A 25,246-nucleotide genomic window follows, 5' to 3' on the forward strand; every position below is an offset into this window, starting at 1 on the left:
CAAAACGCATCTAATTGAAAAGGAATTTCGAACCAGTTCTTATTAGTATGCAGTTATTTTCATTTTTGTTGCGCTATGTTTTTTATTTGTAGATGATGCGTCCTTACATGAGTCAATTATTTACGTATTAAGTCTTTAACCGTAAAGGAATCATTCATCAACATATATGGGAGATTTTTGAGCATTTTCTTTTACTGCGTTTATAAAAAATTGACGACCTTCTTTGTCAGAGAAACTATTAATGCCAATGAATTTTTGGGTACATGATGGACAAAGGTGATAGCAAAGGAATTGTCCATTTTTAGCTCGAGATTTACCTCTTAAGGAAAAATCACTTTTAATTTCTAAACAATAATGACACGTTTGGTAGCTCATAGATATCCTATATAAATAGCTAATTGCTCCTAATGACTATGAGGTAATGAAAAGAAATTGCAGGATAAAAATGAATTTCCCTAGATAGGCAATAAGAAGATAATAGGGCGTATAATTAAAATACACCACTCAATAATTATAACATCTAATTGGCTAATACACTATATCATGATGGCGCCCTCGGGGGGACTCGAACCCCCGACACCTTGGTTCGAAGCCTGATGCTCTGTTTTTAAATTTTATATAAATCAATATCTTGTGAAGCGTCTAATTCACCAGAAACGGCTTAAAACTGCCTATTACAGCGTAGTACCGCCACAGTTGAGACACGCTTTGGTCACAGAATAATTTTGGTCATAATGGATTTAACAAAAAACATTATCGGTGTTGGGTTAATTATGAATTTAAAAAATCCTTAATCAGATTGTTAAATTATTCTAACTGTGTAATACTTCGACAAAGTGGTTCGTAAATATGTTTTTTTACATGAATGTTATATTTTTCCAGGCTTTAAATTCAGCTTCCAACAACTTAGGAGTTAGTACTACTAATCCTGAGCTAGTTATTAGTATGAAGCCTCAAATTGAAGCGCCAATTAGAAAAATTCATGAGCGAAACATAGATAGCAGCATTACTCTTTCTTCTCGAGGAAGACATTTATTTCAATTTCCATCTTTTCAAGTTATTGACATCGTTAGAATAGCTACAACTCCTCCCGATCCACATAGTTTCAAGTCTTTTCTCTAGTCTGAGATTAGCTAAGTCTCAACTGGAATTTATTCTGTTGAGAGACACGTACATCACTATGACAGCATAGCGAGTGATCTTTTTAAAGAGGTCGCTGTTTCTGCAAAGCCAATTTTTTCATATAGCGTGTTACGTACTCTCATTATCGAAGATAAAAATAACAACTGTATCCATATCGTACAAATAAGATTTTAAACTTACAGTAAGTTAGGTTGATAAGATGAAAGTGCAACGCAGTGTAAAAGGCGAACGATACCTTTATATGGGTCTTAATATTTTTTTGATATTTGATTAATGGTTTTTATTTACACACAAAGTGCCCAAGACTTTAACAAATCACTTTTTTGTAAACAAACTATTAACGGGGACTCACATGAAAGATAAAGAACAGAGAATCAAATTATTAAAGAAATGTATTGAGATTAAAGATTCAATTAATAAAAAAATTCCTTTGCCAGCGAATCGATATGAAGAGTTTGAACAGATTGAGCGTAGCAAAATGAAAGCTTATGAAGAGGCCAGAAGGGCAAAAACTCCAGAAGATGAGCAATTAGAGTCGTGCATATACGAAATGGAGTATCTGGAAGTTCATGATAAGAAGTCCGAGGCGCATGAACGCTATGTAAAACAAAAGCAAATTGAGTACCATATTTTTGAGTCTATTAATGAGCGTTTTAAGGAATTTTGTCTGGAGAAGCAGGTAAAATCACCGCACAATCTGACCCCTAATCAGAAGCAAAGTTTCAAGCAAATTATTCTCAAACAGTCTTCTATTTTATGTGAACAAATTGCAAGAACACTAAAACTTATGGGAACAGGAAGCAGTGATATTAACGTAACTGAAATGGATGACTATCTTGAAAAAAATGCTGATTCTTTCATCCAAATTTTATGTCAAGGAGAAGAGTTAACTATTAACGATAAAGAATTAGCTTATCGGTTTAAAAAAACTCTTGAATTGACCGAACATCGAGATGCCTTTCAAAAACAATTTAACCGTGAAAACGCTCTGCTTTTTCAAGGGAAGGGTGAGAAAAAGGTTAGAGAAGCAATTCAAAAATCAACTCTATTTGCCACCGCGGAATATTTTGATAGACCAGAAATCAGTGCAGGCTTTTGTGAGGAACATACCACTATTGCTCTTAAAAGATTGTATGATGAGTATTTAATTGATAGTGATACCACCGTTGAAAAAATTACTATTGATTATTTTGATGATGAGGGTAATCCGGCAGATGGCCATACTTTTTTGGTCCTTGACCGTAATCCCGATAGCCCTCTCAATGACATCAGCCAATGGGAGGGGATCCTTTTAGACCCATGGAATGGGATAGCTTGTCTTACCGAGGACTATGACTCTTTACCTTATTTTTATATTTCCTACCCCAAAGGGGCAAAATGGGAGGCCATCCAATTTACTGATGATGATTATACCCTACGCTCTGCAATCCGAGATGCAAATAAATATTATCAGATGACAGGGAACAGCGAGATAGAAAAACGAAGACCACTATTTATGGAAGAACATCAGTTGCACTCGTTGGATGAAGTAGGACTTGAAGAAACCAAAATATTTCTGACTGAGTTGATTAATAAATTACGCCCCCCTAATTTCGATGAATCCATTGACATTTTTATTACAACAACCGGCGATAAATTGGTTAATACGCTGGCCGGACTTACTAAACCCGCCATTGTCATTCACAGTGATTTTCTTAAGCAAATGCGAAATGGCGTTTATACAGTTGAAGAATTAGAGTTCGCTTTAGCCAATGAGTTACTTTACATGAAACACGAAGGTGTTGGAATTTATTATAAAATTTCAGCCAGTGAACAATTCAAACTCGATAAACTAACGATTGAACGGTGCCATAATATACCAGCAGGTATTAGTTACTTAAGAAAAAGCATTCACTTTCAAGAGCAACATAAATGGGATGTTAGTCATGTCCATCAATCTTATTTGGTTCATGATTATCAGTATGAGGCATTGGCCGATTATCATCAACGTATTAAAAATTTGTTGACCTTGTTGGCTATCAAAGAAAATGAACGCAATGAAAAACAACACACGTCTTTGCCAAATACTATTTTAAAAGCGGTCGCTCCGATTCAACGAGAAATTTTCTTTAAAAAAGAATGTGATGCATGTAAGAGTACCGTAGCGAAACTCAAGTTTTTAGAATCCAAATTAGCAGAGCTAACCGTTGAGTTATTACCCTATGAAATAACCTCTAGTGTTGGAGTTAGGGTTCGGGATTTCTGCCAGATTTTGTATGCGATGGATATTAATTTGAATGATGCGGAAGTGAAAAAAACAGCGGAAGAATTGATTGAACGGGCTTTTAAGTTGCGAATCCCTGCCTTTGAACAAATTTATCTGGCTCTTGTCCATCAACATTTCACTGATCGAAACAATTTGAGGAGTAACGTCCAACTACCTCCACTTGGACCTTTCAGGGTCTTAAACGATGCATTTGATGCGTTTGTTAAAGCAAAAAGCTTTGAGGAAGCGAAAGAGGCAGCAGAGTCACTCAAAGTGCTACAAGAAAACCTCACCGATCATCTTAAGCATCCCCAGAGACGAGCAAGAGTTCATACCTATCAATTTGAGGAAATCCATCAGCGCATGCCAGTCGGAAACGAACGATTTTTTGGTTCAGTTATTGGTGAGCATATTAAGTGGAATACTTTTGTACCGCAGAATCATGTTACAGAGGTGCCTTGGTCGAGTCATCTTGCATGGGCACAAAAAGATGAGAGTTCTATTATTGCCGAGACATTATGGCGCCTTGGCGTTACTGGTGATCAAAACGTATGGTCTTTATTGCCTGACAAAAAACTATTGTCTTTCGTCCTTGATTATGAGGGGACCAAACCAATTACTGCATTGTCCCCAGAGCTTGATTCCTCCAATGGCTATTATATTGACCCTATATTGACATTTTTATCTGATAAGATGATTAAGAACTTTAACGTCAACTTCGAGATGTTTTTTAGTGAGGCCTCTTTTGAAGATAAATTGAAACAATATTATGATTTGAACTGGCCTGTATTATTCAAACCTTCAGAGGATAAGGCTCGTAATGTTGACAATCTAGCCGTTCAATTTTTGCTGACTGAATTTACCAATATAGCCATCAATGGGACTCCAGAGGAGAAAGCCGTTGTGAAAAGCTTTTTTCTGGGACGAGAAGATAAACGAGATCTGGAGCACTTGCTACAGGCTTCAAATGAAGTAAAATCGACCTTACATTATAACGCTCCCTATGTTCAATTTGTTATTAATCAGCAATTTCAGGACAAAAAATTTGATTTATTTACCACGGAAGAACAACTGAAATTTCTTAGAGCGAGCTCTATGAGTTTGTATGAAATTCCACCTCAGGCATTTATTCATATTTTTCGCTTGCCGTTTGACTCATTCAGCCTTGATTGTTTGGAGCAGTTACTTCCTTTAACTAATAAAACAATTGAGGATTGGGGGCTGGTCTATTCTATTGCAGCTATCTTTCTTCAGGAACATATTAAAAAATATGGAAGTTATGAGGTATTAAGCAAAGAGACAATAGCCTTACTCAAACTTGCTATTCAGTTTGTGTCTAATCCTGTTGAACGTGCTTACCCATTTAAATCATTCCTCTGGAATTTACCACAAGAAGCCATTGGGACAAACCATTTAACAGCTAATGATTTAATCCTTATTTATCGGATGTTTGATTCGCAACTGCTCTTTCCCTCCCCAGAGGTGCAAGAGCATTTTGCTCGGCTGGTTATCCAACGGATAAAAGAGATATCAGATGCCGATGAGCGCATCCAGGCATTGGAAGAACTTCTTTTTGTAGAAAATGCAATCAGTCTCCCGATTAGCTCGATTTCTCTGCGTAATGAAGCCATTGAGCAATTAGTCAAAGACCTAAGAAATAAATATGGTCAGGATGACCAATCTCAGAAATACAGAGAAAAGATGATCGCTGTGATTGATCATCTGTATAAAAATATGGCAAAACGTGATGTCACATTAATGCTTTCACGATTGGCCAATAGCATCGAGTCACAGTGGGAAGTGACTGAACATTTAGGTATTTTGTTGGAGCCTGATAAATATTTATCGACTAATCAACAGGAAAAAATCGATTTTTCGATTAGTAGTCTGGCCGCAGCTTCTCGAAAACTAAGCGAAGACAAAAACGACATAAAGGAGTTTTTGGAATTTATTTCTTCTCCCATCAGTTGTCAAACAACAGATAGATTTTCCAGTTATTTATTAAGCCATCAAAAAATAAACGACCTTGCAAAGCTGTTAGGCTATAGTGGTAATTTGGATGAAAGTGAAAATGAAAAGCCCGGGACTACTGCCCTCATGCTAAGAACTTTTTACGCGCAGTTCTGGGATGTAAGCCTGGAAGAGCGAGCGGTTATTGTGGATCACTTGCTTATTCCTGCCAGCAAAGTAAAAACTGCTGCTGAGATGGAAGATGCCTACCAAGAAGCCTTTTCCTACGTTGCCCATAAGTTATTCCCGCATGCCGAAACAGATAAAGAAGAAAATTTTGCTTATGCCTTGCTCAAAGCTTATCTGGACTCAGCGGATAAATACATTCGCAGCCATTTGTTAGCAGGAATGTTAGTAGCCACAAATCAGTCGAGTGGGGCTAGGGAATCACCCAGTGCAGGTAAAAAACTAGCCATGCTCTGTGAGCACATGGGGCCTGCCTATGTGAAACTGGCTCAGGCAGTTCATAGTCATCCGAATACACCTGAGGCTATTCGCCGTGATCTGGATCACTTGAAGGGACGAGCCAATCCACCCCATCGTTGGCAATTATGGCGGCTCCTGCGCGAAGTGGTTTCCCGTGACGATCGCAAAATGATTAAACGTGTCGGAGCTCTTTTAGGCTCGGCCTCTTATAATTTAGCTCTGGAAGCAGAGTTAGAAAATGGACAGGATGTGGTGCTATTGATGTTGCGTGAAAATGCAGCAAAAAATGCGCAAGACGGTTTTATGCATTTGCAAAAGACCATTGAGTTTTGCTCGCATGTCGATATGGAGCCTATGCGGGAGAGCATTTTATCGATTATCCAGGAAGCCAAAGAATTGTCGAAAATTGAAATGGACAGGAAGTTAAGTGAGCAGCAAAACCTGATTGCAACCAAGCTATACACTGGTTCTATTACAGTGAATGTTGATGATAAACCCCATACTTTTACCCTAAATCCGGCCCATTTGATTAAAAGTGGCGAAGGCTATCGATTCATTGAGCGTATTTATGGAACCGAATTCAATGAGCTTCCTAACCAAACTCCGGAAGACAAGGAAATTCGGCGAGCTATTGCTAAAGCAATCATCACGGTAGAGCTCATTAACATTCTTCAGGGTGATTGTTTTGATTCCGACCGTCATGGTAATCAATTACGCCATCAGAACCATCAGTTGGGTTTATATGATTTCGGTGAAATGTCGTTGCAACCGCCCAATGATGTGGAGTTAAAGCAATTAGCGAAGGTTCTGTCCGACCTTCCCAGAGCGGCATTAAAAAATAGATTGTTTCATACCAACTTTGATCAGCTGTTAACAGAGCATATTCGAAAGGCACTTAAAGCGGGTGAGCCAACCCGCTATTTAATGCGAATACGTAAAGGACTTTTGGCATTACGAGACTTCCAAAAAGAATTATCGATGGAAGAACTCATTGAGGTGTTTAAGCAGGTTAATGCCAGTGAAGCCATCAATCCCAAAGTTAAAGCCCAGGTAACCAGTGCCATTCGCATGGCTGAATACATGGAGGATAGAAGTAAGGATTATCAGCGTTTTGTTAACAAGGTGGTTTTTTTCAGGAGAAAGGTTGACTCGTTATTCAACAGGAACATCCCCCATGAAGAGACGCATCAAGATGGAGCATCATCTGACAGTGATAAGCAAATAATTTTGGCTCCTGGAAATTAAGATACAAACTAAATCCTTGAGGTAGAATGCAGAAATTCTACCTCAGTAATTCAATTCATAAGAAGAATTCCACTATGCATGTTACTCGATCTGTACGATAAATTTATTAACTGTGTGATTCAACAACAATACTAGAACTGTAGAACAGTGCTTAAAATTTAGATTTAATTTGCCTTGCACCGCAAAATGGAGCTGAATTCAAATCATAAATTCCTCTCTGAAATTACAGGTTAAGGGTTAAAGTTTTGTGCTCTTGATTGGTGTCCGCTCGAAAATGGGGACTGACCAGCACGTCATTGGGGCTTTTTAGAGCGGAGTCTAATGAAGCTGGCTATCTTAATCTTGTTCAAGCTGTAATCGACAATGACATAGAGTCCGCCAAACGAATCTTAGATGCCAATCCTACTTTGTTGTTGCCTCAACATGTGCAAGTGAATGTAACATCCAAAGCCGTACAAAGCCAAAAGACATGGCAAGTGTTCTATGCTGACGCTCCTCTCAAAATAGCGCGTGTGAGACGTCAGCCTCAGATGGTTGAGTTCTTGCTTCCTTATTTTGACAACATCCCAATAAGCAAGGCCAATGGCAAAGAAGAAGCATCAAAACAATTAAGAGAAGCTGATATCGCCTTAGAAAAACAACAAGCGTTCACTATAAAAATGATTCACGAAGGGTTGTTTAAACCGTTAGTTAATGCGCTAAAAACATGCAAGCACTGTAAACATGAAGCGAACCACATGCAATACAACGATGCAAATGTTACGGAAGAACTTATCAAACTAAAGGATATAATACTATCTAAAAAACCAGTTTCCTTAGAAAATGCCATGGATCCTACTCTTCTCTTGGAAGAAGCATATCGGATTGCTCTGGGCAAATCTGACATTATAAATATTAAAGACCATCAAGAAATGTGCAATGATCAAGTTAGTTTTTTCTCTATCAAAGTAATTGGCTTTTTGCAAGGCTTACTGCATCTTGAGTTAGCTAAAGCACTTTATCCTCATCAATTTGCTGAAAAATCTGAGCATGAGTATTCCATACCCTTTTACCAGGAATCACCAGACAAACCTGATATGCTGGATTTAGAAAAGCTAATTGAAGAGTTAAGCTTAGATACAGAGGACCCAAGCTTCGATCCAGAGCAATATCTACCGCAAGGTTTGGGGTTCACTCATTTTGTTAGTGGTTACATGAGTCGCATGGACAACTTTATCGTTGAAGATTTTTTCGATAACCAGCTCATTGTTGGGTTAGAAACCTTTCGCTGCGAGACAGATAAGAAACTCAATCAACTGATGCTAGATCTAGAGGAAAGCGAAAAACCACAATCCATAAAAAGTATATAAACCTAATTTTTAATTAGAGAAAGGTTGCATGGACAGGTCATCTGACCAATTGTTGGTTGCCAGAATGAAAACCCCCGTCGTTTGAACATTTTTTAATAAATTCCGCTTGCTGACTGAGCTTTTGGCAAGCGTGCGTGACTAATGACAGCACGATTAGTTAGCCTATAGCCTTATTAATTTAAAGAGGCTATATCTATAAGTACAGGTATTGATACCCTCACGTTGATCAAAGAAGCATTCTCACTGGCGAAGCATCCGGTTGAGGAAAGGTAAAATTCCCGATTATCTATGGGAGCAAGTCAAGGGGCTTTTGGATGATTATCCCATTGCAAAAATCTGCAGTGCACTGAGTATCAGCAGGGTTCAACTCAGAGAGAAAGCTATTTCTGCTCCGCTCAATGACCATGCTATTGAAGTTCTACAGTCCAGGTATGGTACTCACCCCAAGTTTGTTTTTACCTACCAAGGATTTGGGGAGGAGCCTTTTAAATGCCGCCCTCGGAGGGATTCGAATCTCCGACACCTTGGTTCGAAGCCTGATGCTTTTGTTTTAAAATCGTTATAAATCAATATCTTGTGACGCGTCAAATTCACCAGAAACTGCCTATCACAGCATAGTGCCGACACAGTTGAGACACGTTTTGGTCACAGAAGAAAATCAACTTGTTTGTTTTAAATAAAAACAAACTTAGATATACGAATATTAATGTAATAGCTCAAATGCCAAGTCATTTTTTTATTTCAAATACCACATCCAATATATCAGCGGAGTGGCTAAAAGCAGCACTATTATTTGAAGTGGTAATCCCAAGCGCATAAAATCAGAAAACTTGTACTTTCCAGGTCCCATGACTAAAAGATTATTATGGTGTCCAATAGGCGTTACTAAAGCAGTTGATGCACCAATGGCTACAGCCATAAGTAATGGATCTACTGATATTTTTAAAATAGTTCCCAGGCTGATAGCGATAGGAGCCATAAGAACGGCCGTAGCGACATTATGAATAAAATTAGCTACGATCATGGAAATTAGAATTAAGAGAGCAATTGTCCAAAGAATAGATTGGTGGAGAGCAAGCTTTGATATCAATTGTGCCAAGAGTGCAGCACCGTTAGTTTGTGTTAATGCGTCTCCAATGGGAATCATCGTAACTAGCAAAATAATAACGGACCAATCAAACTCTTTTAGTACATAGGTATGTGCATTTTTTTCAATCAATAGCATAAGCACTGCCGCAGCAGCAAAACCAATTTGAATTGGTATCGATAAAACTCCGATTAATAAAATTGCAATGGCATAGATTATTAATGGAATAAAATTTTTAAGCCCTATAGTTAAATGCAAAGCTGGTTGCTCTATTGGAATCAAACCATAAGAAGGAAGTGCATCAATTACGCTTTGATCTTTACACTGTAATAGCACCATATCACCAGCTTCAATAATTAAGTTTCTTATCCTATGAATTTCAGAGCCGTCCTCTTTTGAAATCGCAATAAAAGAAACTTTATAAAGTGCTCTTAAATTAGTTTCTTTAATTTTTTTGCCTAAAAGATTTGATTTGGTGGGTATAATGGCTTCAACTAGAGTACCTTCTGATTTATTTTTTCTCCCTTTTTTTATAAAGTTAGATATAACTATATCCGAAGAATGCGAGAGTTCTTCTAAACTTTCTAGGGTCGTTTGGATAATAATTCGATCTCCAGATTTAATTTCGGTGGTTTTTGTTGGTTCTAATTTTCTTTTTCTTCTTATAAGCCCTACGATCTCAGCTGATTCCTTGATTTCTTCTTTAAAGCTATTAAAAGTAAGCCCTACCCATTTTGATTTTGGAGCTATACGAATTTCAATGGTATAAATTGGTTTGTTTGACCCTTTCTCTAATCTCTTTTTAGGTAATAAACGCCAACCCAAAAAACCAATAAAAAGGACTCCTATAAGAGCAGTAAAAAAACCGACATGGCTAAAATCAAACATGGTAAATGGTTTACCAACAGCCTGTGTACGGTAATTTGAAATAATTAGGTTAGAGGTTGTCCCAATTATAGTTACCGCACCGCCCATCAGTGAGGCCATTGCGATAGGCATTAAAATATAGGAAGGGGAGCGGTTATACTTAAGAGAAGCATAAACACTGACAGGTAACATAATTCCTAATGCACCTGTATCGTTTATAAATGCTGACATAAAAGCAATAAAAAAGCTGAAATATAATACTTGTAGTGATAATGATTGAGGAAAAATATCAAATTTCTTAATTGCGATTTTAAGTATATTTGATTTAGCAATAACACTTGAACATATCATAATACTAGCTAATGTGATTACCGCTGGGTTGTTTATTCCTGAGAAGGCTTTATTGGTTGGAACGAGACCAAGGATAACAGCAGCAGAAAGAGCGAATATTGATGTAATTGTGTATGACCATTTATTCCATATAAAGAAAATCATGGACAGTAGTAAAATAACAATGATTGCATAGGGTTGTAAGTGTAAAGGTAACATTATTTTTTACCTCAAATAGTGTAAAAAATACTCCGTTTCAGATGCAGCCAATGGAATAACCTGCATTAGTTTAAATTATAGATAGGAATTTTGATCTTGATGATATTTTTTATAAAATCCAATATCCAACTAATAGGGGTCTTTTAAAAAATTAATATTATTAATCAATAAGATAAATTTGACATTGTGATTATTTCCAATCTTAAAAGCTATTTTTAATAGAGAGAATGGCATTTAAGGAATTATAATAAAAAAGCATTGCTTAATACTAAGACCAGTCAAGCCAGTCACTAGCGAGCGTAGCCCAGTTGCTTGCTTCAGTTACATCAAGGCCCAGATCCTGGTTGCAAGCAACCAGGCTACGAGGGTTTCATCGTAGGATGAAACTGATTCAAAGAAGTGTTTATGGGTTTAGAAATTTTGAAAATTACAGGTTAAGGGTTAAAGTTTTGTGTTCTTGATTAGCGCCCCCGGAAATGGGGAAGAGTCGGTTATATGGCGCGCTCGGAGGGACTCGAACCCCCGACACCTTGGTTCGAAGCCTGATACTCAATAATAGGAAACATTATAAATCAACAACTTACGATGCATCAAATCATCGAATTACTGTCTAGAACTGCCACAAACACACTATAAACGGCCACTGTTATGGCACGATTTCGTCACTGTTGTGTCAGGCAGCGCCAGGCAGTCCCAATCAATATTTCCCTTTGTGACATAGCCATATTAGAATTTGGTTGTCTTGTTGTCGATTATTTTGATTAGACTGACTCTGAATGGTATAATCACCCATTACCTGAACTAATAAAAATACAAAATGCGTATTTGAATTTGAGAGTGGTTGCGCTATAATATAAATTAACCATGCCCGTCACGCCTCTCAACGATGCGCACCACGACGGGTTATTTTTTTATGGTTGAAAAGAGTTACACGAAACCTGCACTTATTGTTAGTCAACAGTTAGAGTTTTTAATTTCTCAGGGTTTGCATATTGAGGATCAAAAACATGCTGTTCGTGCATTAGAAACAGTAAGCTATTATCGCTTATCATCATATCTTTTGCCTTTTAAGCAATCTCACAATGCAAATAGCCCGCGCCAATTTAAAGAAAACGCCACATTTGAACAAGTTTGGCAGCTTTATCAATTTGACAGAGAGCTAAGGTTACTTGTTGCTGATGCAATTGAAAAAATAGAGGTGGCATTTCGAGCGGCATTAACCAATGTGACAAGTATCCGATTTAATCCTTTTTGGTATGTAGAGCGAAATCACTTTAAGGCTAAAGCTGGTGCAAATAAAGAAAGAGATTTTTTTGATGATTATCTAAAAGCGATAAAAACAATTAGTACCAATAAGCAGGAACTATTTATTCAACATTATCATAAAAATTATGATAAGCCATATTTTCCACCAATTTGGATGATGGTTGAGGCACTCTCCTTTGGTGTCTGTTCTAAGATGTTTAATAATATCCAATCGAAAGATGTGCGTAATGAAATTGCTTCTTTTTTAGGTCAGCATACAACTGTAATTGAATCTTGGATAAAAAGTTTAACCTATACAAGGAACCTATGTGCTCATCATTCGAGATTATGGAATAGATGGCTCGTTATTCCTCCGCTAATACCTAAAAATGCTCCTATTAAAACTCATATTGATGGTAACTATCGTTTTCAATTAATCGCTTTTGTCATAGATCAATTATTAGAAAAAATTGCACCTGAATCTAATTGGAAAATAAAGCTCTTTGAGCTATTTGAAAGAAATGAGCAGTTTCCAGGATTCGAAATGGGATTTATAAATAATTGGCGAGATGACCCAATATGGTCGGTGTAAATTACAGACCAACATTGACTCAAGCCAGGTGATTAGTGATATAAAGTTGTTTTTTCTTACACCTCGTAATTCAAACTTACAATTCCCTGCAATCGCAATACATCGGGCCATAAACTCTTTTAATAAATTACTGAGTTTCCAATGCTGGAATGATATAAGTTGCTCTTTGACACATGCCGACATAAATCTATATTGGTACGGTATCTCATAAACGCAATTTAATAATTGTACCGTCATAAAAGCATCTAACAAATCCTTTTTGGATTCAAAAAAGTTCATATAATTTTTAAAACAAGCATCCTTAACCCTCAGATAAGTACCATCTTTATCAGTTAGTCCATGATGTTTTTTTATTTGTTCCAAAAAGTTTAGTAGTGAAAAAAAATGGATGTGAGATTACTATTTCACCCAAATCAATAATCGTGATGTTTGTTACATCGTCTATGAGTGTGTTGTTGTCATTGAAATCAAGCTGAACAATAGTTTGTTTGATAGAGTATGCTTACGGCTTTAATTAACTTATTGTATGATAAGTCTCTTCTTCAGAACAATTAAAAAATCCTTCTTCTTGCAATTGTGTGATAACCGACTTGATGGTGTCGTGAGCAAATCCTCGGCCACTCAAGAAGCGAAATAATTTGTTTTTATCCTGTTCAACACTTTCTCTATTAAGACTACGCCCTTTTTGTCGCGCCTCATCCAGAGCACGAGAAAATTCATCGCCAAGATTTGCTAATACCTCGGTAATGAGTTCATCCATAATTCCTTTTTGCCGCAAAATCTGACTGATATAGCGATTTCCCTTGTGAGCATACCGTTCTGTAAGCGATTCGGCTAATCGTTTGTCATTGATTACATGCAATTCACGTAAACGGACAATCGCTGATTCGATGCACAGATCTAAATCGTCCAGATGGGAAAAGTCTTTTTCTAGGTGGCGTCTTAATTCCTGTTCACTGCAGTTACGTTGAGACAAATGTTTGATTGCCATATCGATGATACTATTCACTCAAGTCTCCTACTCTGCATTACATTATGTTGATTATTAAAATTAGATGATTAATTCGGTTTACTCAATTATTTTATACTCGAATGTTCTCTATTTGAATAACCAAATTCATCGCTTTTCTAAGATAATTCTTGGTGTTCTTAGATTGCTGTAGCTTAGAAGACCCTATGGCTAATTGAAGTTTTTAAAGATGGCTTCAGATGAGACGCTTTGGGATACATAGTACCACTCCCTAAGCCTTAAATAAGCCATCCATTGCTTGAATCATCAAATTCGTTACATCAATCCCGTTAGAGACATGCGCAATGGTATTGCAGGTGATGATTTCCTTAACTCCTGCTTGTTGTAAGTCCTCGTAAGCGTTTCCTGCAAACAGGGCATGCACCCCAATACAAATAGGAGGATTCATTTGGAGTGATTTTAAATGATTGACTGTTTTAATCATGGTAGCTGCTGTTGAAATAATATCATCCACCAAGATAGGGGTATGGTTTTGGTATAAGTCAATTTTGGGGATGGTTATTTCCACTAAATTATCTCCCTTTCTTTGTTTTTCCAGGACTAAAAAGGGGGCATTAATTCGCTGGGCAATGTCTGAAACCCATTGCGCGCTTTCAGCATCAGGACCAATGAGTAAGGCGTCAGGTGCATTGGCTTTAATCCAAGCAGCAATAGGCTCAGTGGCGTGCAGTGCAATGGCGGGGATGGAATAAATATCCTTTAAGGTATGCCAACGATGAAGATGTGGGTCAATGGTCATCATCCCATCAAAATAGTGTGAAATCAAAGTGGCAAAATAAAGAGAAGTAATACTGTCCCCGACTTGAAACCGTTTATCTTGGCGCATGTAAACGAGGTAGGGTGCGATGAGTCCTATTTTTTTAGCTCCCAGTTCTCGGGCGGTTTCAGCAACAAAAAGAAGAGGAAGTATTTTGCAATTCGGATGAGTTAAATCAGCAATCAGGATGACGTCTTTGTCGTTCACTGTTGACTTGATGTTGACCACGGTTTCTTCATCGGGAAATTGATGAAGTGTTAATTCACCTATTTCATAACCCAGCTGTTGATGCATTGTTTTAGCGAAATGGTCTCTGCCAAATAAAGAAAAAAGAATGTGGGGTTGTTTCATTTTGCTTCCTCAATGTGGATAATCGAATGCCCTTGTTGATGAAACGCTAGAGCATAATCAAGCTCACCTTGAGTTTCAGCATGCACAATGAATAAAGGTTGACCTTTCTCCACAGAGGAGTTTAATCGTGTTAATAACTCGACGCCGGCCGATTTTGATTTAGGGGCTCCTGCGAGTTTTGCAAGACGGGCAATTAAGCGATTATCAATACTCATAACTTTGCCTGTTTGCTTCGACACAATGGTTTTAGTGTGTGGTGCGGAGGGAATATCAAAAAATCCACCTTGTGCCCGGCAGATTGCCTCAAATTTTTTTAAAGCTTTTCCGCTATTCAACAGGGATTCTGCGATTTGTCTGCCTGAACCTGGTGTCACCTCGGGAGAAAATTCGAGTAGATGCCCTGCCAGAGTTAATGCGCGTTCTCGTAAATCGTATGGTGCCGCTGGGTGACAAGAAAGCACAGCAAATACATCTTTTGCTTCAAGTGCAGGCCCGATGCCACGACCAACTGGTTGAGTTCCATCAGTAAAAAGAATGGTCAGTTCAATGGAAAATTCTTGGGCAATATGTTCTAACGTGTTCTTTAGAACGTTTGCCTGTTCCATTGTTCTTACTTTTGCTGTGGGGCCAATGGGGATATCAATGACAATGTGAGTGGAGCCTGCCGCAATTTTTTTTGAGAGAATTGAGGCAACCATTTGTCCTTCACTATCCAAGTCCATCGAGCGTTCAACACGAATGAGTAAATCATCGGCAGGGCTTAAGGCAATCGCCCCTCCCCAAGCAATACACCCATGTTCTTGTTCAACAACCCATTGCATAGTTTTAATGTCTAGATTAACAGGTGCAAACACTTCCATGGTATCGGCTGTTCCCGCGGGTGAAGTAATGGCTCTGGATGAAGTTTTAGGCATCATGAGTCCAAAGGCTGCAACAATGGGAACCACAATTAAGGTGGTGCGATTACCCGGTAAACCACCGACACAATGCTTATCTACAATGAGTTGAGAGGGCCAATGCAGCCGTTTTCCTGTGTGCACCATGGCGTTTGTTAAATCAAGAATTTCCTGTTGATTTAATCGATTCCCTGCAGAGCCTGCAAGGAACATGGCAATATGAATATCAGAAAGCTGGCCGGTCACCACGTCATCCACAATGTTCTTGATTTCTTGGGTTTTTAATTCATGACCATAAAGTTTGCTGCGAATCGCACTTAATGAATCCAGTGGTTTGGGGTGTGCAATGGAAATTGCATCACCGGCTTTTGCTTCAAGTAAATCCCAAGCGTAGCGCGAGAGGCTGGCCTCATGGGGTTTAAGTAAATTGGAAGCCACTTCGGTGGTATTGATGGTTGCTATGAGGGTTCGATTATTAAGTGTGACTTGCACGCGGGCCTCTGCCACAAACCCTTCTGAGCGACAGATATGACAGTCTTCACGCATGTAAATAATGGCCGTTTTTGATGAACCGATACCTAGATAGGCAAGTGTTAAGGTCGCATGATTGTTGTTCACGTGAGCGTCTCAGTGTGTTGATAGTGAGGGACAATGCAAGTCCAGCCCAATTGGTGTTCTATTTTTGTCTTTAAGGAAGCTGCAGCTTCAGGCTCGCCATGGGTAATAAATACTTTCTTAGGTGGTTTACGGAAATGGCTTAACCAGTGCAGCAGTTCTTCATAATCGGCATGCGCCGAGAGGTTGCTTAAGCATTCAACTTGTGCTTTAACAGGCACCATCTGCCCGTGAATTTTAATTTCGTCCTCCCCATGAATCATCCGCGCACCACGGGTTCCTCCTGCTTGGTATCCGGCAAACAGGATGGTATTTTCATGGTGAGGAGCATAGGTTTTTAAATGAAATAAAATGCGACCACCTGTTGCCATACCGCTGGCCGAAATGATGATTTTAGGAAAACGATTCGTATCGAGTTCTTTGGATTCTTCAGGGGTCCTGATGTACGTTGCGGTGCCGCAAAGGGTTTTGCATTCTTGCTCAGAAAGTCGGTGGTCTTCTTTATGATGGCACAGAATATGGGTCGCATTGATGGCCATGGGACTATCGAGATAAACAGGGATATCCGGGATGGATTGGGCTTGTTTTAATAAAGCGATGTAATGAAGTATGCTTTGGGCGCGGGCTACGGCAAAGGCTGGAATAATGATGGAGCCGCCGCGGTGCACCGTTTTATTAATAATTTCTTTTAAGCGCTCTGTTGGATGAGTTTTGTCATGGAGGCGATTGCCATAGGTTGATTCAATCACCAGATAATCAATGTCTTCAATGAGGGTTGGTGCTTGCATGACCGAGTCATGAGGTCTTCCCATATCGCCAGTAAATAAAAGAGATGCATTAGGGTTCTTTATGCGAACAAAGGATGAACCAATAATATGGCCTGCCCGAATGAACTGGACTTCTATATCTTTAAATGGCGCAAAAATGGTGTCATAGAATTTGGGGCGAAATTGTTTTAAAGCCAATTCGGCATCTTCTACCGTATAAAGAGGGTGTGCAGGATGGTGCTTGGAGTAGCCGTATTGGTTGGCATGTCTTGCATCTTCTTCTTGCAGATGGCCGCTGTCGGGTAAAAGAATAGCACATAAATCTTTAGTTCCGGGTGTGCAGTAAATAGGACCACTAAAACCGTTTTTTACCAGTAAAGGTAAATAGCCGGTATGGTCGATGTGTGCATGGGTAAGAAGTACTGCATCAATGGATGTGGGGTGAATGGGTAGTGGTGCCCAATTGCGAAGGCGAAGCTCCTTATACCCTTGAAATAACCCACAATCTACTAAGATTTTATTATGGTCTGCTTCAACCAGATACTTAGAGCCGGTTACTGTTTCTATGGCGCCTAGGAATGTTAATTTCATCATGATGATTCCTTTTTTTATTCAGTATAGTGTAAGTAATGAATGCATGCTGGATAAAATGTTATCGAAACATAAGGCTGTTCATGATCTCATCAAGGTACTAACTTGATAGGGTTTAGGTGAAACGATACATAATGGGTCTATTTAGAAATACAGCCTTTATTGGCTCAATTGTTTCATGCGATTCACTGCTGGATACTTAGGTTTAGTGAATGGTTTGGGCACAGTTGTCTTCGCCAGGGGAACAGAAAAAAGTAAGGGAATCGTGAAGCGTCACTTTTTATTATCATTCTCCTTCATTAAAGTAACAAGACAAGGCCAAAGGTTACCGTGTCTTGGGTCGGTGATTCTCCTTGATTGACTTGAATGGTCTTAAATGCTCCATAACTATGCTCATGCTCGTATTCAACAAAAAGATCTAAGGCTGGCATTAAGCGGTAATAAGGTCGAACAATATAACGCATTTGGTTCAATCCACTGCCGATATCCGCTTGGGTCACCGTTTTTGAAGCGATGATGCTTCGTATTCCTGCTCTGATGAGAAAATTATTGGTGATTTGCGTATCGCGTGATAACTCAAGATCTAATTTCGCACTACCATTGTAGTAATAGCCTCTAAGATTGGTATCAATAAAAAAAGGCATTATTCCTTCAAGGCCGATCCCTGGTTGCCAATAAGGTGTATTCGCCGGTTTATTGGTGTAATTGGCACCGCCTTTAATCGCCCAAAATTGGCTGATTAAATGCCAGTAAAAAATATCAATGTCTGCATTTTCAAGTCTTCCCTTAAACAGTTCGGCATCATTGACGAATAATTCCAATTTATTGTAATCTGGTCCATATAAGCCTCTATAGTTAAGGCGTTGCGCATTATGGAAGGGATCTGCTCCTACATCGATGAGTGAAGCCATCCATAATCCTGCAGGATGTACCATGGGATGCTTAGCCAGAGAGAGATCGATGGGTCTTGCTTCATCGACTCTTACAATGGGACGATTATAATAGGGGGTTTGTTTCACAATGTCTTGCGGTTTCCTTTCCCCTTTGGTGATTTCAATTAAGGTAGAATACTGAAACATTCGCGACATGCCCGCCACCATGTGATAGAGGAAATGGCAATGAAAAAACCATTGACCGCTTGCATCCGTGTCCACATCTGCAGTCATGGTGGCTCCAGGTGGAACATCAATCGTATGCAGCAAGGGATCATAGGCATCATTCTCCTTACGCAAAATAAACCAATGGCCGTGAATGTGCATGGGATGATGCATCATTGATGTATTGGTGATAACAAAACGATACCGTTTATTAGGTTCTAAAATGATGGGATGTGCTTTATAAGCGGGCACCCCATTAATAAACCAAATAAATTGATCCATATAGCCAAACAAATCCATATTGATCACCTTGAACACAGGTTTATTCGGATCATTGGTTTTAATCGTCGCGACCATCGTTTGGTATTTTGTTCCTACTGAGGTTTTATAAGAAGAGCTGGGAGGAGACAGTTTGTCGCCTATAATGGATGGTTCAGTGGGCATACTCATATTCATTGACTGAGCATGATCCATTTTCATGCCTGAATCCATTTTCGTGCCTGAATTCATCTTCATGCCTGAATTCATCTTCATGCCTGAATTCATCTTCATGCCTGAATCCATCTTCATGCCTGAATCCATCTTCATGTTGGAATCCATCTTCATGTTGGAATTCATCTTCATGTTGGAATTCATCTTCATGTTGGAATTCATCTTCATGTTGGAATCCATCTTCATGTTGGAATCCATCTTCATGTTGGAATCCATCTTCATGTTGGAATCCATCTTCATGTTGGAATTCATCTTCATGTTGGAATTCATCTTCATGTTGGAATCCATCTTCATGTTGGAATTCATCTTCATGTTGGAATTCATCTTCATGTTGGAATTCATCTTCATGTTGGAATCCATCTTCATGTTGGAATCCATCTTCATGTTGGAATCCATCTTCATGTTGGAATCCATCTTCATGTTGGAATTCATCTTCATGTTGGAATTCATCTTCATGTTGGAATCCATCTTCATGTTGGAATTCATCTTCATGTTGGAATTCATCTTCATGTTGGAATTCATCTTTGCAGTATGAGCATGAAGTGTTGTTTTTGTCATACCCGATGAATTCATTGTCCTAGGTAATGAGCCTTGGTTCATCTTGCCCATCATCAATGCCATCATCTCTCTTGTAACAGGCAATGGTTCAGGGAATGGAGTGACCTCACGGTAAAGAACAAATTGATTGGCTGAAGTGACTAATGCTCCATAAGCAGCGCCTACGGTATCGAATGATTCGGCATAAATAATATAGGGTGCATTTTTTTGGATTTTGACCAAGACGTCATAGGTTTCTCCTGGTGCTACTGTAAAATCCTCGATTGTATAAGGTTTCACATCATTGCCTTGTACATGTACCATTTGCATGGTCGTTCCAGGAATTTTCACATGGAAAATGGTGCCACCGCCTGCCCCAATAAAACGTAACCGTACGACATCTCCTTTTTTTACAAGTGCAGTCCAAGGGTTGGTTTTGGGTTGGCCATTGAGTAAAAATGCATCATAGGCGACATCACTAATGTCATAAATACTCATACGCATTTGTTGCATCATTTTGTAATCTGCGATTAAACTTTTCCGCTCTTCAGCCGAACCTTTTTTATAATCATGAATAAATTTTACCAGCGAAGGTTGAAGGGGAAAACGAGGCGTGTAGTAATCTCCAGCTTTTTTGAGGTTCGCCATGACTTGTTCTGGTTTTGTATTAATCCAGTCAGATAAAACAACCACAAAATCTTTAGTATAATGATAATTAGGTGCTTTGAGGGGGTCGATGAGAAAAGCACCATATAAACCTTGTTGTTCTTGTAGGCCTTCATGGGCATGATACCAGTAGGTTCCGGCTTGTTCCATAGTGAACTTATAATGGAAAACGCCACCAGGAGGAATTGATTTCTGACTTAAGTTTTCTACCCCATCCATTTGCCAAGGAACTAAAATGCCATGCCAGTGGATTGATGTTCCTTTATCAAGATGATTGGTCACGTTGATGGTAACCTGATCCCCTTCTTTAAAATGCAAGGTGGGTGCGGGAATTTGATTATTCACCGCAATAGCCTTTCGGGGTTTCCCGGCAAAGTGAACTGTTTTGTATCCCACAACCAAATTGATTACTCGCTTTGCCGCAAACCCATGGGATACAAACAATACACTAAAAAGTAAGGTAATTATTTTTTTCACCGAATCCATTCTCCCATATTCTTAGGTTATGTTTACATTTCTATTTTGGAGTAGAGGTTTTCAGAGGATTTTCTACATTGTTCATGAGGTTGTCCCCATGATGGTGATGCTTTTCTCCCTCTGTCTTGGGTAATGATATAACGCCCAACCCATGACGATAAACAAGCTCGCCGCCACGCCAGGCTGTAGCGAGTAGTAAACCTTGCACCAGAAGCATTGCTATTAGGAAAATGATGGTCAATGTCTTCTGCTTGGCGTGTCGCCATACCGACCAAATGGCAACTAACCACATGACAACAGCCGTAGACAATGCCCAATTACGATGATCGGTCATGGCCATGTGGCCTGCCTCATCATGTTTGACGGTATTGTAGGCATAAAGACCTGCTAGGACGGTCAATACAGTCACCATAGCAGTACTCCATAAACACCAACGACCCACAACTTCAAATTCTAAAGCCATTCTTGCGGGAATGAATCGTATATAAGTAGCCAAATAAGCAAGTAGGTAGAAACCAAAAGCGGTGGTAAATAAAGCTACGGTAAAATGAACAAAGATAGGATGCCAATTGGGTAGGATTTCTATCATGGTTGAATCTCCCTATTATTGATTTCTCGAGAAGGTTTTAAGCGTCATACCTCTCGGTTCCCTATAATTATCTATTGTCTCTTAAATTCAATGGACCATCAATAGAGACGAGATACTCAAAGTCAGTGCATCTTAAACCAGCCAATGCCTTTTATATCGTTGAAGGAGTCCGTTTGATGACACCGATAACATTGGTCAATACGTGCTTCCTTTTCCCCAGTAACCGACTGATCCACCATCCCAAAGTGTTCCATGCGATGACTTGGTGGCGCTTTATGGCACTCGACACAATTGGTGGATGTGGGGCTAGGATGTAAGTAGCCGGGAATCTTCCAGCTCTTCTCTGAATGGCAGGTAGCGCATTCTTTGCCAAAATATTCCTGGTGCTTATCCTGAAAAACATGGCACGAATGACAGTCTAATCGGGTGGGATGAGGGGAGTCGGTCTGCGCAGGTCCTTCATTTTCCAATACATATTTTAGAGAAATGTTTACGAGCCGCCCATGATCCATGTGGATGGGGCGTATCTTGTTTCCTTGATGTTCGGCATGACAGCCGCGGCAATCGCTTAGATGTGCATGGAACGAATCGACAGGATTCATCAACAGTTCGGGTGATGAAGCGTGGCACGTGATGCATTTCTCTGCCACAATTCCTCGGTTGGGAGCATGGCAACTTTCGCATTTATTGCTTAAGAAGGCGTGTGCTGCTGAAAGTGGGCCAGGATTGACGGCGGCATTCCAGACAGAGAGTTGATTCCCATTGAATTGATTGGAAGGGGCAATGGTCACGAAGAGAATGACAAGAACTGCAACGAACAATCCTAACAGAGCAAAAGACTTCATTGGAGCCACCGTAGGCCGTAATAGATGCCGCTCCAAATGTGCAAGGCTAAGGCAGCATACATCATCATGGCGGTGGCAATGTGTACCACGAGCCAACGTCCAAATGCTTTTTTCAGCATTTCTTGTCCTGTAATGGAAAACTCGAGATCTGAAATTGCGCCAAGCAAGTGGCCCAAAGAGGCTCCGGAAGGATCAACCACAGCTTGATTGTCGAAATTGTTTGTGGTGTACACGAGACGATCATAACGGTCACGCAAGAGGGTGAGGTTCTGTTGTTTCTCACTTAACTCAAGCCCAATTTGTGCCAGGTAGTATCGTCCCACAAATCCCGTGGCAACTACCGTGAGCATCAGCATAATCAGTACAATCCCAAGAGGGCTTTGAAATTTATGCCCTGAGTGAATTAGGGCTAGGAGTGCGCCAATTGTCCCTGCGTAGACGTGGAACGATAAAAGGGTGCTCAGAGGAAGAAAGGGCTTAACATGCTCCTTAACCCAAGGTTGTCGTTTGACGAGGGAATAAATTAGGAGCAACACAAATAATGCGGCTGCAGCAGTGCCGAATAAAAAACCGGTGAAGCTTCCCGGAAATTCTGGGGCAACATGAAAAAGAAAAACAGGACTCATCAGTGCTAATGTGCTTAAAAGGCCGCCTACGATGACTTTTTCGGCTTCAGTAGCCATGATTATGCCTCCACCACAAGATTTTCAGGTGATTTGGCTTGACAGGCTAGGATGATACCAGCAGCTTTCTCTTCTTTGGAAAGTGAATCTTCCACCTCCATGGATACCGCACCTTCCAGAAGGTGTACCTTACAGCGCCCGCAAATGCCTTCTCGGCATTCAGAGTCAATGAAGACACCAAGTGTCTCAGCCGCTTCAAGTACCGATTGATCGGCAGTAAGTGCTCCCGATTTGTTGGACTTTGAAAAGGTGATGGTTGCGTGTGCTGAGGGTGGGGACATTGGCTTAACCTCTGACGCCTTAGATGCAGAAAAGACAGGTGGTTCCGTCGTGAATACCGGTCCTCCTTTAGGTGGCGCAAAGTGCTCTGTTTTCACTTGCTCAGATGGAATTTTTAGTTGGAGTAGGGCGGCCTTGACCGCATCCATCATGGGCACAGGACCGCAAAGATGGATCCGGTGGTGGGCAATGTCTGGAATCACCTTTTCGATAAAATCGGACGTGATAAGGCCTATAGGGCCTGTCCAGTCTGCGCCATCAGTAGCTCGCACAATCACGTCCACGCTGACGTTGGGATGACGACGTGCAAGATAGGTGCATTCTTCGCGAAAGATGATGTCCGTAGGTGAATTGGTGGCATAAAGCAGGTGGATGTCTTTAGGGTAGGAGCGGTCGGTGAGATAGCGCAAAACACTCATCATCGGTGTGATGCCTACACCACCGGCGATGAGAACGATGCCTTCGGCCTCTTTACCGGTGAAGAAGAATTCACCGGCTGGTGCCGATATTTCGAGCAAATCACCGGTATGAACCTCATCGTGAAGATGGCGCGATTCCAATCCATACTGCTCCCGTTTCACAGTAATTTCTATGTAGTCGTGTTGTGCTGGCGATGATGAGATCGTATAGCAGCGGCGTACTTTTTGGCCATTAATGACCGACGTGATGATGGCATACTGCCCAGGCAAAAACGTGAACGGTATTTGGCCAAGATTGGGATCCATCAGGCGGAACGTTTTAACGTTGGGTGCCTCATCGAAGATTGCTGTGGTGCGTAAGATACCTGACCATCGTATTGGAGCACGAGGTGCTGTTTTTTGTGGAGGCGCTTCGAATGCGGATGGCTTAGGACTGTTACTCGTAGTAGGCTTTGCTGTTTCACCGACAGGTGTGAGCCGCTGAATCAAGGAATTAATCCGACGATGTCGTGCCCACTGGACAAGAAGAGCCATCATCAGTGCTGCCACCAAAAGGAGCATTACAATCCAGTGCAGTGCAGAGAACTCACGAAAACCACCATTCCCCATATTATTTGTGTTATCGCCAAGGTTCATTTCACGTTTAAACCAAGTGATGGCGATTTGAGGTGGGGGTTGCGCTTCATCTAAGGCTTGTAACGCACTGGCTCCACTTACGGCGTAGGAAAGACCTTGACGCACCTGCCGTAAAGCAATTTGTGCCGCTGTAGCGTTATTCGTTGATAAAGCACGATGAAGTGCATTCTGGATTGCGGTAATGATTTGTACCCCTAAACCGAGACGAGCAACGGCTTCACTTCTAATGTATTTTCGCGCTTCATCACTGAGTTCTGGAAAGTCCATCAGCGACGCATAAAAGGGCTTGCCACCGGTTGCCATCTCTCCGCAACAGCCTGCGGGGCCAGGAGATGCGGAAGACGGCGCCATCATATTTCCGCCAGCACCACCTTTATGATGCGCCGCATGCTCAGAGGGTTGTATGGTGGTATTCGAGGTTGTCGGCGTAGTTGAAATGGGGGGCAATGTGGACGCGTTATTATTCCCTTGATGGTGGGCTGCATGTTCTGAAGGCGACATTTGGGCGAGCGCGGGTACGAATGGTGTTCCTCCCATTGCCACCATCATGAGTGAAGTAATCTTCAATACGACTCGGTATCTGAATGTGCATGGGCTTTGCAGAGTCGTATGCAATTGACTCGGCTTAATTAGTTCTCGTTCTTCACGTTGAGCTATTGCTACAAGCAATTTTCTTTCGTTGAGCATCCGTTGCGTTCCATTATATCCATTGAGCTCCATAATTGGGAATCATCTTGCCTATCGTCTCATTACTCATGGTG

At 40.4% G+C, this 25,246-nt stretch carries 13 protein-coding genes and 1 pseudogene; 4 read left to right on the plus strand and 10 right to left on the minus strand.

The genetic code is table 11. The features are described 5' to 3' along the window. The first annotated feature begins 1,495 nt into the window (after positions 1-1,495). Both ACF8MK_RS10830 and ACF8MK_RS10835 read left to right on the plus strand, forming a co-directional pair. Entirely contained in the window at positions 1,496-7,069 is a 5,574-nt protein-coding gene (locus ACF8MK_RS10830) for an ABC transporter (protein WP_392536668.1), read from the plus strand. Positions 7,070-7,329: 260 nt separating this feature from the next. Beyond that, positions 7,330-8,418, plus strand: a complete 1,089-nt coding sequence (locus tag ACF8MK_RS10835; protein WP_392536669.1) for a hypothetical protein — start codon at positions 7,330-7,332, stop codon at positions 8,416-8,418. Positions 8,419-9,154: 736 nt separating this feature from the next. Here ACF8MK_RS10835 and ACF8MK_RS10840 read toward each other — a convergent pair. Continuing rightward, a complete protein-coding gene (locus tag ACF8MK_RS10840) occupies positions 9,155-10,921 on the minus strand; it encodes an SLC13 family permease (RefSeq protein WP_392536670.1) in 1,767 nt (588 codons plus the stop codon). A 365-nt stretch (positions 10,922-11,286) separates the two neighbouring features. On the opposite strand from ACF8MK_RS10840, the pseudogene ACF8MK_RS10845 reads away from it, so the two are divergent. Together ACF8MK_RS10845 and ACF8MK_RS10850 are read left to right on the plus strand one after the other, a co-directional pair. Then, positions 11,287-11,382: pseudogene (locus ACF8MK_RS10845) on the plus strand (transposase); the annotation flags it as partial. 452 nt (positions 11,383-11,834) lie between these two features. Continuing rightward, positions 11,835-12,758: an Abi family protein gene (locus ACF8MK_RS10850; RefSeq protein ID WP_392536671.1), complete on the plus strand. Its 924-nt coding sequence runs from the start codon at positions 11,835-11,837 to the stop codon at positions 12,756-12,758. Positions 12,759-13,272: 514 nt separating this feature from the next. Here the strand turns inward: ACF8MK_RS10850 and ACF8MK_RS10855 are convergent. From ACF8MK_RS10855 to ACF8MK_RS10895, 9 genes are all read right to left on the minus strand, one after another. Further along, on the minus strand, positions 13,273-13,767 hold the full coding sequence (locus ACF8MK_RS10855; protein ID WP_392536672.1) for a regulatory protein RecX: 495 nt from the start codon (positions 13,765-13,767) through the stop codon (positions 13,273-13,275). Between the two features lie 232 nt (positions 13,768-13,999). Continuing rightward, positions 14,000-14,896, minus strand: a complete 897-nt coding sequence (locus tag ACF8MK_RS10860) for a ribose-phosphate pyrophosphokinase (RefSeq protein WP_392536673.1) — start codon at positions 14,894-14,896, stop codon at positions 14,000-14,002. Beyond that, positions 14,893-16,338: a thymidine phosphorylase family protein gene (locus tag ACF8MK_RS10865; protein WP_392538950.1), complete on the minus strand. Its 1,446-nt coding sequence runs from the start codon at positions 16,336-16,338 to the stop codon at positions 14,893-14,895. Before ACF8MK_RS10865 ends, ACF8MK_RS10860 begins: the two co-directional genes overlap by 4 nt. Before the next feature lie 68 nt (positions 16,339-16,406). Continuing rightward, entirely contained in the window at positions 16,407-17,765 is a 1,359-nt protein-coding gene (locus ACF8MK_RS10870; RefSeq protein WP_392538951.1) for an MBL fold metallo-hydrolase RNA specificity domain-containing protein, read from the minus strand. A 299-nt stretch (positions 17,766-18,064) separates the two neighbouring features. Next, positions 18,065-21,043, minus strand: coding sequence for a multicopper oxidase domain-containing protein (locus tag ACF8MK_RS10875; RefSeq protein WP_392536674.1), 2,979 nt, complete (start codon positions 21,041-21,043; stop codon positions 18,065-18,067). Positions 21,044-21,074: 31 nt separating this feature from the next. After that, positions 21,075-21,623 (minus strand): DUF2231 domain-containing protein, encoded by a 549-nt coding sequence (locus tag ACF8MK_RS10880; RefSeq protein WP_392536675.1) that lies wholly within the window; start codon positions 21,621-21,623, stop codon positions 21,075-21,077. Positions 21,624-21,745: 122 nt separating this feature from the next. Further along, positions 21,746-22,468: a class III cytochrome C family protein gene (locus tag ACF8MK_RS10885; RefSeq protein ID WP_392538952.1), complete on the minus strand. Its 723-nt coding sequence runs from the start codon at positions 22,466-22,468 to the stop codon at positions 21,746-21,748. Then, a complete protein-coding gene (locus ACF8MK_RS10890) occupies positions 22,465-23,151 on the minus strand; it encodes an iron reductase (protein WP_392536676.1) in 687 nt (228 codons plus the stop codon). The genes ACF8MK_RS10885 and ACF8MK_RS10890 overlap by 4 nt, the downstream gene beginning before the upstream one ends. Before the next feature lie 2 nt (positions 23,152-23,153). Next, on the minus strand, positions 23,154-25,205 hold the full coding sequence (locus tag ACF8MK_RS10895) for an FAD-binding oxidoreductase (RefSeq protein ID WP_392536677.1): 2,052 nt from the start codon (positions 25,203-25,205) through the stop codon (positions 23,154-23,156). Between the last annotated feature and the right edge of the window lie 41 nt (positions 25,206-25,246).

The sequence above is a fragment of the Legionella sp. 227 genome, assembly GCF_043161935.1.
In the GTDB taxonomy this organism is placed as follows: domain Bacteria; phylum Pseudomonadota; class Gammaproteobacteria; order Legionellales; family Legionellaceae; genus Legionella; species Legionella sheltonii.